This window comes from Flavobacterium sp. (assembly GCF_020217025.1).
In the GTDB taxonomy this organism is placed as follows: Bacteria; Bacteroidota; Bacteroidia; order Flavobacteriales; family Flavobacteriaceae; genus Flavobacterium.
The window spans coordinates 1-10,000 of record NZ_JAIWOF010000165.1; the positions used below are offsets into that span (position 1 = coordinate 1).

Here is a 10,000-nt window from a genome sequence, read left to right on the forward strand (position 1 = left end):
TTTAGGTTGGACTGAAGCAGGAACTGCAACTATGTGGGATGTAGAATGGGGAACTTTTGGGTTTACTCCAACAGGAACACCAACAATTACTAATGCTACTAATACACAGCCAATTTCGTCATTGAGTCCTAATACTACATATAGTTTTTATGTAAGAGCAAATTGTGGTGCAGGTGGTTACAGTACTTGGTCTGGTCCATTTAGCTTTACAACGTCATGTGTTGCAGATAATGTACCTTACACTCAAAATTTTGAATCGGCAACTGTACCGGCATTACCTTCTTGTACAACACAACAAAATGTTGGAACTGGTAATCTTTGGACTGTTCAGAATAACGGTGGTTATGGCTTTACTACAAACGCTTTACGTTATTCTTGGAATAGCTCTAGTGATGCTAATGTTTGGTTCTATACAAATGGAATTAATTTAGTAGGCGGAACTACTTATAAAATTACTTATGATTACGGAGGTACAGGAACTACTTTCCCAGAAAAATTAAAAGTATCTTATGGTAATTCAGCAAATGCTGCTGCAATGACAACTTTATTAGCAGATCATCCTAATGTAGTAAACGATACTCCAGTTAGTAATTTGGTTAATTTTACACCTGCAACATCAGGAGTATATTATTTCGGATTTAATGCTTACTCAATAGCTGATCAATTCTATTTATTTGTTGATAATATTGTAGTTGACGTTGCATTATCTAATGCTAATTTTGATAATTCTAATTTCATTGCCTATCCAAACCCAGTTAGAGATATTTTAAATATTTCTTACACAACTGAAATATCTTCTTTAAGAGTAATCAATATGATTGGTCAAGAAGTAATTTCAAAAAATATTAATGCTACTTCAACTCAGGTTGATATGTCTGCATTAAGTGCTGGTGCTTACATTGTAAATGTAACAGTAGGTGACTCAGTTAAAACTTTAAAAGTTGTTAAGCAATAATATTAAATTATGTTAATGATTAAAGTCCCGATTTATTCGGGACTTTTCTTTTTTACTATCTTTGTTAAAAATTTAAAATGTATTTTTCGTTTATTGTTCCCGTTTACAACCGCCCTGATGAGATTGATGAATTGCTTGAAAGCTTAACCAACTTTACTTCTTCAATTCCTTTTGAAGTAGTAATTGTTGAGGATGGATCCACAATTCCTTGTCAAAATGTAATCGAAAAATATATCGAAAAATTATCTATTTCTTATTATTTCAAGCCTAATTCAGGTCCAGGAGATTCCCGTAATTACGGAATGAAAATTGCTAAAGGCGATTATTTTATTATTCTTGATTCTGACTGTATCATTCCTTCAGATTATTTAAATCAAGTTCAAAAAAGTTTAGAAGAAGAATATGTAGATTGTTTTGGAGGCCCAGATGCGGCATTGGATTCGTTTTCCGACATTCAAAAAGCAATTAATTTTACAATGACTTCTTTCTTAACTACCGGAGGAATTAGAGGTGGAAGTGAAAAAGTAGATAAATTTCAACCTCGAAGTTTTAATATGGGATTGTCCAAAAAAGCTTTTGAAGCCTCAAATGGTTTTGGAAATATTCATCCAGGAGAAGATCCAGATTTATCTATTCGATTATGGAATTTAGGTTTCAAAACTAAGTTGATTAAAAATGCCTTTGTATATCATAAAAGGAGAATTAGCTGGGAAAAGTTCCAAATACAAGTTAATAAATTTGGAAAAGCGCGACCAATTTTAAATTCATGGTATCCAGAGCATAAAAAAATTACATTTTGGTTTCCAAGTTTATTTTTATTAGGCTTTCTATTCTCTGCGTTATTGACCATTTTTAAAATATACTTTTTTATTGGTGTTTACGGATTATACTTTTTGTTATTATTCATAAGTTCATTACTATCCAATAAAAGTCTCAAAATAGCGTTATATTCTGTATGGGCTGCGTTAATTCAGTTTTATGGTTATGGAAAAGGATTCTTTCTTTCATACTATAAAGTTGAGGTGTTAAAGCAAGAGCCTCAAAAAGCATTTCCTGAGTTGTTCTTTAAGAAATAAGATATGACAAAAATAATTGGTTTAACAGGAGGAATTGGAAGTGGAAAATCTACTGTTGCAAATTACATTGCTTCAAAGGGAATTCCTGTTTACATTGCCGATGAAGAAGCCAAAAAAATTATGGAACGCGAGGATGTAAAACAAAAAATTAAAAATTTGTTTATCGAATCTGTTCTCAATCCAGATAATTCACTAAATCGTAAAAAAATAGCCGAATTCGTTTTTAATAATCCCCATAAATTAAAAGAATTAAATGCCATTGTTCATCCCGAAGTACAACTCCATTTTAAAAATTGGATAAAAGAACATGAAAATTTTCCTTACATAATTAAAGAAGTTGCCATTCTTTTTGAAACAGGAGGAAATAAACAATGTGATAAAGTTATTTTAATCACTGCTCCCGAAGAACTTAGAATAGAAAGAGCTATGAAACGTGATAATTTAACAAAAAAGGATATTTTAGTTAGAATAAAGAATCAAATTTCTGAGTCAAAAAAGAAAGAATTGAGTGATTTTATTGTAGAAAATATAAATTTGAATAATACTTTCTTAAAAATCGACGAAATTCTTAAAATATTAGCAAAACTTTAAAAAAAGGTTTATATGTTAATCTTTGGTTAATGTATTTTAACAAGAAATGTTAAAATGTTAAATTTGTTTCGATGAATAAGTCAAGGTTTAGATTATTGGTCTTTTTAATGAGTTTATCATTAATTGGAATCATCTTAGTTCAATTGTATTGGATTTCTACTTCTTTGGATAAAAATGAAGAAGAATTCAAGTATCACGTTCAGCAAGTTTTAGGAAATGTATCCAATACCATCAAAGAAAAAGAATTAGTTTCTTTTTATAATTATTATAACAAAATTATTGATAGTACTGGAAAAATACCAAAGGAAGAAGAATTAAAGGAAATTTACTTCTACGAACGTGACAAAAAAACAAATGAAACCATAATTTACACCAATACTTTAGTAGCGGAAAACTATGGTATTAATGGTTCGTTCTTTGATAAAAATGCAAATTCAGTTAATTTTGGAAACGTGGTTTCTAAAAGAAAAACAGAAATTTTTAATGGAAATACCATAAACGATGGAAGTTTGCAAGTGCGTTCTTTTCCAGATGTTACTATTAAAAAATCAGGAAGCGTTTCTAGTTTAGATAAAGCCAATTTTGAGGTTGCTTTTAAGGATGTAGTGTCATTAAAACCATTGCAAGATCGAGTTACTACTGAACAATTAGGTAAGTATTTAAAAGATGAACTTCACAAATATGGCGTTAAAACCCCTTTTGAATTTGGTATTTATAGTAATGGTTTAGCAACAAAAGTGCGTTCTGAAGATTTCAAATATGATGTAAAAACCACTTACGGAATTCCTGTTTTTCAGGATAATGAAGGAATGTCTAAATACCAATTGTTAGTTACTTTTCCCCAAAAAAATAAATTTGTATTCTCTTCTTTAATTGGAATTTCGAGTTTGTCGTTATTGTTTACGTTAGTCATTGTATTAACCTATTCAAGTGCGTTGAATCAGTTAATCAAGCAGAAACAAATTTCAGAAATCAAAACCGATTTCATTAACAATATGACACATGAGTTCAAAACACCTATTGCTACCATTAATTTAGCTTTAGATGCCATTAAGAACCCAAAAATCATTGAAGATAAAGAAAAAGTACAACGTTATCTTCAAATGATAAAAGAAGAAAATAAGCGTATGCACGCTCAGGTTGAAAACGTATTGCGTATTTCTAAATTAGAGAAAAACGAACTTGATATCTCAAAAGAGCCAAGAGATGTAACCGAAATAATTGAAGATGCTATCGAACATGTTAGTTTAATAGTAGAAGATAGAGAAGGAATTATTCATTCGCATTTTAATGCACAACGAAGCACGATTCTATTAAATGAGGTACATTTTACGAATGTATTAGTGAACGTGTTAGATAACGCTATAAAATATTCGCCAAATGCGCCTGTAATTGATGTTTTTACAGAAAATATAAAAGATTTTATTCTGATAAAAATACAAGATCAAGGTGCTGGAATGACTAAAGTAGCACAAAAAAGAGTTTTTGAAAAATTCTACCGTGAACATACGGGAGATTTACATAATGTAAAAGGTCATGGGTTAGGATTAGCCTACGTGAAACAAATTGTAGAAGATCATAACGGTCAAATATTTGTTGAGAGTGAAAAAGGTAAAGGAAGTACCTTTATTATTAAAATGCCATTAATAAATTAAAATATACATACAATTACTATGGAAGCAAAGAAGATATTATTAGTTGAAGACGATCCAAACTTCGGTGCGGTTTTGAAAGATTATTTAATGATAAATGATTTTGAAGTTACGTTGGCTAAAAACGGAATGGAAGGTTTTGAGAAATTCAAAAAAGACACCTACGATTTGTGTATTTTAGATGTGATGATGCCATACAAAGACGGATATACTTTAGCTAGAGAAATTCGTGAGAAAAATCAAGAAGTGCCTATCATCTTTTTAACGGCTAAAACTTTGAAAGAAGACGTTCTAAAAGGATATAAAGTAGGAGCAGATGATTATTTGAATAAGCCATTTGACTCTGAAGTACTTTTAATGAAAATCAAAGCGATTATTCAAAGAAAAGCATCAGAAGTAAAACCTGATACGACTAAATTCGAGTTCGAAATTGGTAAATTTCACTTAAATTCAAAATTACGTTTCTTAACTTATCCAGGTCAAGAACCAATTAAATTATCACCAAAAGAGTGTGAACTTTTAAAAATGTTAGCACTTCACGAAAATGATTTAATGCCTAGAGAATTAGCCTTAACAAAAATTTGGAGAGATGACAACTACTTCACATCAAGAAGTATGGACGTTTACATCGCTAAATTGAGAAAATTCTTAAAGCAAGATGAAAACGTAGAAATCTTAAACATTCACGGAGAAGGTTTTAGATTAGTAATCAAAAAATAATAAAAAAAGTCCTGAAATATTTCAGGACTTTTTTTATTCAATTATTTCTAAAGCATAACAAATCTTGTCGTCTTTGGTGATAATATAGGTGTTTTCATTTTTTGAAATCACCGCCTCATCATTCCAATTTAATTCTTTTAAGAAATTCATTTCAAAACCTTTTATGTGTTGTTTTAAAACGAGTTTTCTATCCATAGTATTCAGACACCATTCCAAGTATTTCACGTTATTAGCATGATTTACAATATCCAAATCCGATAATTGTACTTTATAATCCAATACCTTTTCAAACGGAACATCTAAATTAATACGCTGAACCGATTTTTCAGTAGCGGTATGTTCTGGATATTTGATAAAATGTTCGTGTGGTAACGCTAAATTTTCTGGGCGTCTAATTTGGGTATTTAAAACAGCCCAGTAGGTTTCGCAACCAGCTAATTTTTCATCACCGCGATACAATTCTAAACAACGTGTAGAACGTGAATTTTCTAACGATTTAATCCAAGTTTTTACCGTTACTTTTTCTTTCCATTTCGGTAAGCTAATGATTTCTAAACGCATTTTGCTCATTACCCAAGCTTGATGATGTTCTTGCATATCGCTAAAACTAATCCCGCCTAAATCGGCATGAATTCCGGCTGTAATTTGAAAAATATTACATAACTCAGTATATTTCAATAAACCATTTGGGTAACATTGCAAAAAGTTGATTTCGTATTCTTGTTCTAAAATGGATGTAAAATTGGGTGAAATGGGCATTTTTTATTGTGTTTTTTGAATCTGTGATTCAATATTTTTAATAATCTCGTTTCTATCATTCATATAATCAAACCAACTCACGTTTTCCGTTCGTTTAAACCATGTGATTTGGCGTTTAGCAAAGCGTCTGGTATTCATTTTAATTTGTTCGATAGCAAAATCTAAAGTTGTTTTTCCATCAAAATAATCAAATAATTCTCTGTAACCAACGGTTTGTAAAGCATTCAGCTGTTTGTTTGGATACAAAGTTTGTGCTTCTTCTAGAAGTCCTTCATTTAGCATAATAGCAACACGTTGGTTGATTCTATTGTACATGATTTCTCGGTCGGCTTCTAAACCAATGATGATAGGAGTGAAGTTTCTCACATTTTTTCGTTTTCCAATAAAACTCGAATACGGTTTTCCAGTTCCCAAACAAACTTCTACAAAACGTTTCATACGTTGTGGATTTTGTAAGGTTTGCGGATTTTCAGTTTGTAACTTTTGGTAATATTCCGAATCTAATTTTTGAAGTTGTTCTTGTAAATAGGTAATTCCTAATGTATCATATTTAGTATTGATTTCAGTTCGAACCGAATCATCAATATCTGGAAAATCATCAAATCCTTTCAAAACAGCATCGACATACAATCCAGAACCGCCAACCATAATTTGAATGTTGTTTTTCTGAAATAATTCGTCCAATTTAGCTAAAGCTTCTTGTTCAAAATCACCTACTGAATAACTTTCAAAAATGGATTTATTTTGAATAAAATGATGTGGAGCAGCTGCTAATTCGTCATTAATTGGAACAGCAGTACCAATTTTCATTTCTTTAAAAAACTGGCGACTATCGCACGAAATAATATCACAACCAAAATGTTGAGCTAAAGCAATGCTCAACGCTGTTTTTCCAATGGCTGTTGGACCAATAATGGTAATTAGGTAATTCATTTTATAATTCTCTTCCGCAATCTTGGCAATATTTTGCGTTTAATAAATGTTCTGAATTGCCACAGTTTTGGCAAACTTTGGTTTCGCTTTCTTTTACAGATGGTTTGTTTTTAGCAAATTCTGCCGAAACTATTCCTGTTGGAACTGCAATAATTCCGTAACCCATTATCATTACAAAAGAAGCAATAAACTGACCTAATGGCGTTACAGGTGAAATGTCCCCATAACCAACCGTTGTTAAGGTTACAATTGCCCAATAAATTCCAGTTGGAATACTTGTAAAACCTCCTGCTTCGCCTTCAATTACATACATTACAGAACCAATAATAATTGTACTAATTAGCATAAAGTACATGAAAATCAATATTTTTCCTTTACTTGCCACTAACGATTCTCGCAAATGAGAAGATTGATTATTGAATTGAGGATGGTTTAATATTTTGAATAAACGCAATAATCGTAAGGCTCTAATTACTGTAAATACGCTTGTTCCTACGAAGAAAAATGACAAGTACATCGGTAAAATCGCTACCAAATCGATAATTCCGTAGAAACTTAAAATGTAATTGATGGGTTTTTTAATCGTGATGATTCGCAATATATATTCGATAGTGAAGAAAATGGTAATGACCCATTCTGAAATCAAGATGAAGGTATGGTATTTTCCATCAAATTCTCTTACGGTTTCTAGCATTACTAAGACCACACTCAGTAAAATTAAACCTAAAAGTATTAAGTCGAAAAGTCTTCCCGCAACCGTATTTGTTCCGTAGATAATGATGTGAGCTTTTTGTTTGAAAATCTCGTATTGCGACTTAACTTCATTCATAAAAACAAAATTAAGCAATTAAAATTGAATTACTTTGTAAACTTTATTTTTGCGTAAATAGGTTTGAATAATCGTTTTTGTATCACGATTATGTTGCATTGGAATGATAATATTTTTAAGAATATCAATATTGGTAATTTGATAATTTAATTCATAAAAACAATACCCTTTATAAATTCCGTTTTCAATTAAAATTGCACTTCTTTCATCAAAAGTTCTTCCACGATCGATAATCACCATGTTGTTGTTTTCAAAAGTGTTCTCTTCGATGAATTCTAACACGCGTTCGTTATAACTTTCTGGATTTTCTTCTCCCAAACAAGCACCATTGCATTCTTTAATTTTGTATTGAAAACATCCGTTTTGGGTTTCATACAAGCCATTGATTTTCTGACACAAATTGTGTTTTTCTGTTATCTTGAACAACGCATTTTTACCTTCTTGTAACGAGGTAAACGAAGTGATTTCTTTCTTTCTACCATCCGCTTTTTCAATGCTTAAAGCAATGTAACCTTGTTCATTTTTATGTTGATATAAGGCATATTGGAAAATACTTTTGCGTTGGGCTCTGTTATAAATCGGTTTGTTGATTTTTATTTCTTCACTTTCTTTTAAAAGAGCTATTAATTCGCTTCCTGTTTCTTCAAAAGTTACCGCATAAACATCGCGTTGGATTTTTTTACTTTTGCTTGATGTTCCTGTGAAATGTTGGTTAACACGTTTCTTGATGTTTTTACTTTTCCCAATGTAAATCAAATCGCCTTTTTCGTTGTGAATGTAGTAAATACCTGTTTTTGAAGGTAAATTTTCTACGATATCCAATAGTTTTGGCGAAATTCCCGATTTGATTTCGGTTTTAATGAAACTTTTTACGATTTCTTTCTCGATGTCCTTTACCAATAACATTTTGAATAATTTCACCGTAGCTAAAGCATCACCACTTGCACGATGTCTGTCTGCCATTGGAATTCCAAGCGAACGCACCAATTTCCCTAAACTATACGATTCTTGACCTGGAATTAATTTTTTAGCTAATTCAACGGTACAAAGTGTTTGTTTTTTGAAATCGTAACCTAAACGTCTAAACTCGGTTTTTAATATACGATAATCGAAAGAAGCATTGTGCGCTACAATAATGCAACCTTCCGTAATTTCGATAATTCTTTTGGCGACTTCGTAGAATTTTGGAGCACTTCTGAGCATAGCGTTATTAATCCCCGTTAACTTCACAACAAAAGGTTGGATCGGTTTTTCGGGATTTACAAGGCTAATGAATTGATCGATTACCTCATGTCCATCAAATTTATAAATGGCGATTTCGGTAATTCCTTCTTCGTTGAATTGGCCTCCAGTGGTTTCTATGTCGATTATGCAGTAAATAGTTTAAAAGTTTAAAAGGTTATAAGTTTAAAAGAGTTTAGTTTATTTTTTTATTCTCGATTATCTGCTTCCAAAGATACTACTTCCAATTCGAACCATCGTACTTCCGCATGAAATTGCTAATTGATAATCGCCCGACATGCCCATGGAAAGAATTGTGAATTGTGAATTGTGAATTGTGAATTTGTCAAAAATCGTTTTTAGATGTTTGAATTCTTTCTCGATTTGGTTTTGGTTTTCTGTGAAGGTTGCCATTCCCATTAAACCTACAATTCGGATGTTTTTATAGTTTTCCTTGTCATTCTGAACTTGTTTAAGAATCTCGTCTAATTCTTGTTTGTCTAGTCCAAATTTACTTTCTTCTTCCGCAATGTAAACCTGCAACAAGCAATCAATCACACGATTGTTCTTAGCCGCTTGTTTGTTGATTTCTTGCAATAATTTCAAACTGTCCACACCATGAATCAAACTCACATAAGGCGCCATGTATTTGACTTTATTCGTTTGCACGTGACCAATCATGTGCCATTCAATGTCTTTTGGCATGACTTCCCATTTGTCGGTCATTTCTTGGATTTTGTTTTCTCCAAAAATACGTTGCCCAGCATCATACGCTTCCATTAAATCCGCCACAGGTTTGGTTTTTGAAACCGCAACTAAGGTAACGTGAGCTGGAAGTTCCGATTTTATGTTATTCAGGTTTTTTGAGATTGACATTATTCAGTCTTTTTATTGTTTAGATAATCAATTAATAAAGAATTTAGTTTGTTTCTAAGTTTTATTGAAAATGGATTTTCAATTTCTTTGAAAGAATGAATTTTATTTTCATTCAAATTAGTTTCAAATCTTTCTTCAATTTTAGTTTTTATATCCGTTTTTACAATGTAAATATTTATTAAGATTGGGTTATCATTAGAAAAATAGAATTCGAAGAAATAATTTAATTTCGTCTCTTTATCACTAGAATTTTCTTCATATGTTGAATAAACTAATTTATCATTAGAAAAAATCTCTGTACTATTGAAACCTCCAATTGTTTTTTTGTTTTTTTTTATAACTCCACTCGATTGAATTTTGTTTTTTGAAGTTTTAGCAATACTGTCAA

General features: G+C 31.2%; 11 protein-coding genes. 5 read left to right on the plus strand and 6 right to left on the minus strand.

Annotation, left to right across the window (positions count from 1 at the left end; all coding sequences use genetic code 11):
• The 5 genes from LDL23_RS08335 to LDL23_RS08355 form a co-directional block, all read left to right on the plus strand.
• A partial coding sequence (locus LDL23_RS08335; RefSeq protein WP_291265285.1) for a T9SS type A sorting domain-containing protein occupies positions 1 to 955 on the plus strand: 955 nt, incomplete at its 5' end.
• 77 nt (positions 956 to 1,032) lie between these two features.
• On the plus strand, positions 1,033 to 2,031 hold the full coding sequence (locus tag LDL23_RS08340) for a glycosyltransferase (protein WP_291265286.1): 999 nt from the start codon (positions 1,033 to 1,035) through the stop codon (positions 2,029 to 2,031).
• Positions 2,032 to 2,034: 3 nt separating this feature from the next.
• Entirely contained in the window at positions 2,035 to 2,622 is a 588-nt protein-coding gene (gene coaE / locus LDL23_RS08345) for a dephospho-CoA kinase (protein WP_291265287.1), read from the plus strand.
• Between the two features lie 71 nt (positions 2,623 to 2,693).
• Complete coding sequence (locus tag LDL23_RS08350) at positions 2,694 to 4,277, plus strand: HAMP domain-containing sensor histidine kinase (protein WP_291265288.1); 1,584 nt, start codon at positions 2,694 to 2,696, stop codon at positions 4,275 to 4,277.
• Positions 4,278 to 4,295: 18 nt separating this feature from the next.
• Positions 4,296 to 4,994, plus strand: coding sequence for a response regulator transcription factor (locus LDL23_RS08355; protein ID WP_231841809.1), 699 nt, complete (start codon positions 4,296 to 4,298; stop codon positions 4,992 to 4,994).
• 33 nt (positions 4,995 to 5,027) lie between these two features.
• Here LDL23_RS08355 and LDL23_RS08360 read toward each other — a convergent pair whose 3' ends face one another.
• The 6 genes from LDL23_RS08360 to LDL23_RS08385 form a co-directional block, all read right to left on the minus strand.
• Positions 5,028 to 5,753 carry an acyl-ACP thioesterase domain-containing protein gene (locus LDL23_RS08360; RefSeq protein WP_291265289.1) on the minus strand — a complete coding sequence of 242 codons (726 nt, stop codon included), beginning with the start codon at positions 5,751 to 5,753 and terminating at the stop codon, positions 5,028 to 5,030.
• A 3-nt stretch (positions 5,754 to 5,756) separates the two neighbouring features.
• Positions 5,757 to 6,686 carry a tRNA (adenosine(37)-N6)-dimethylallyltransferase MiaA gene (gene miaA, locus LDL23_RS08365; protein WP_291265290.1) on the minus strand — a complete coding sequence of 310 codons (930 nt, stop codon included), beginning with the start codon at positions 6,684 to 6,686 and terminating at the stop codon, positions 5,757 to 5,759.
• Position 6,687: 1 nt separating this feature from the next.
• Positions 6,688 to 7,515, minus strand: coding sequence for an ion transporter (locus LDL23_RS08370; protein WP_291265291.1), 828 nt, complete (start codon positions 7,513 to 7,515; stop codon positions 6,688 to 6,690).
• Between the two features lie 18 nt (positions 7,516 to 7,533).
• Positions 7,534 to 8,895: an exonuclease domain-containing protein gene (locus LDL23_RS08375; protein WP_291265294.1), complete on the minus strand. Its 1,362-nt coding sequence runs from the start codon at positions 8,893 to 8,895 to the stop codon at positions 7,534 to 7,536.
• Between the two features lie 60 nt (positions 8,896 to 8,955).
• Positions 8,956 to 9,612, minus strand: a complete 657-nt coding sequence (locus LDL23_RS08380; protein ID WP_291265292.1) for a YggS family pyridoxal phosphate-dependent enzyme — start codon at positions 9,610 to 9,612, stop codon at positions 8,956 to 8,958.
• On the minus strand, positions 9,612 to 10,000 hold a 389-nt coding region (locus LDL23_RS08385; RefSeq protein ID WP_291265293.1), incomplete at its 5' end, for a hypothetical protein. The genes LDL23_RS08380 and LDL23_RS08385, both read right to left, overlap by 1 nt.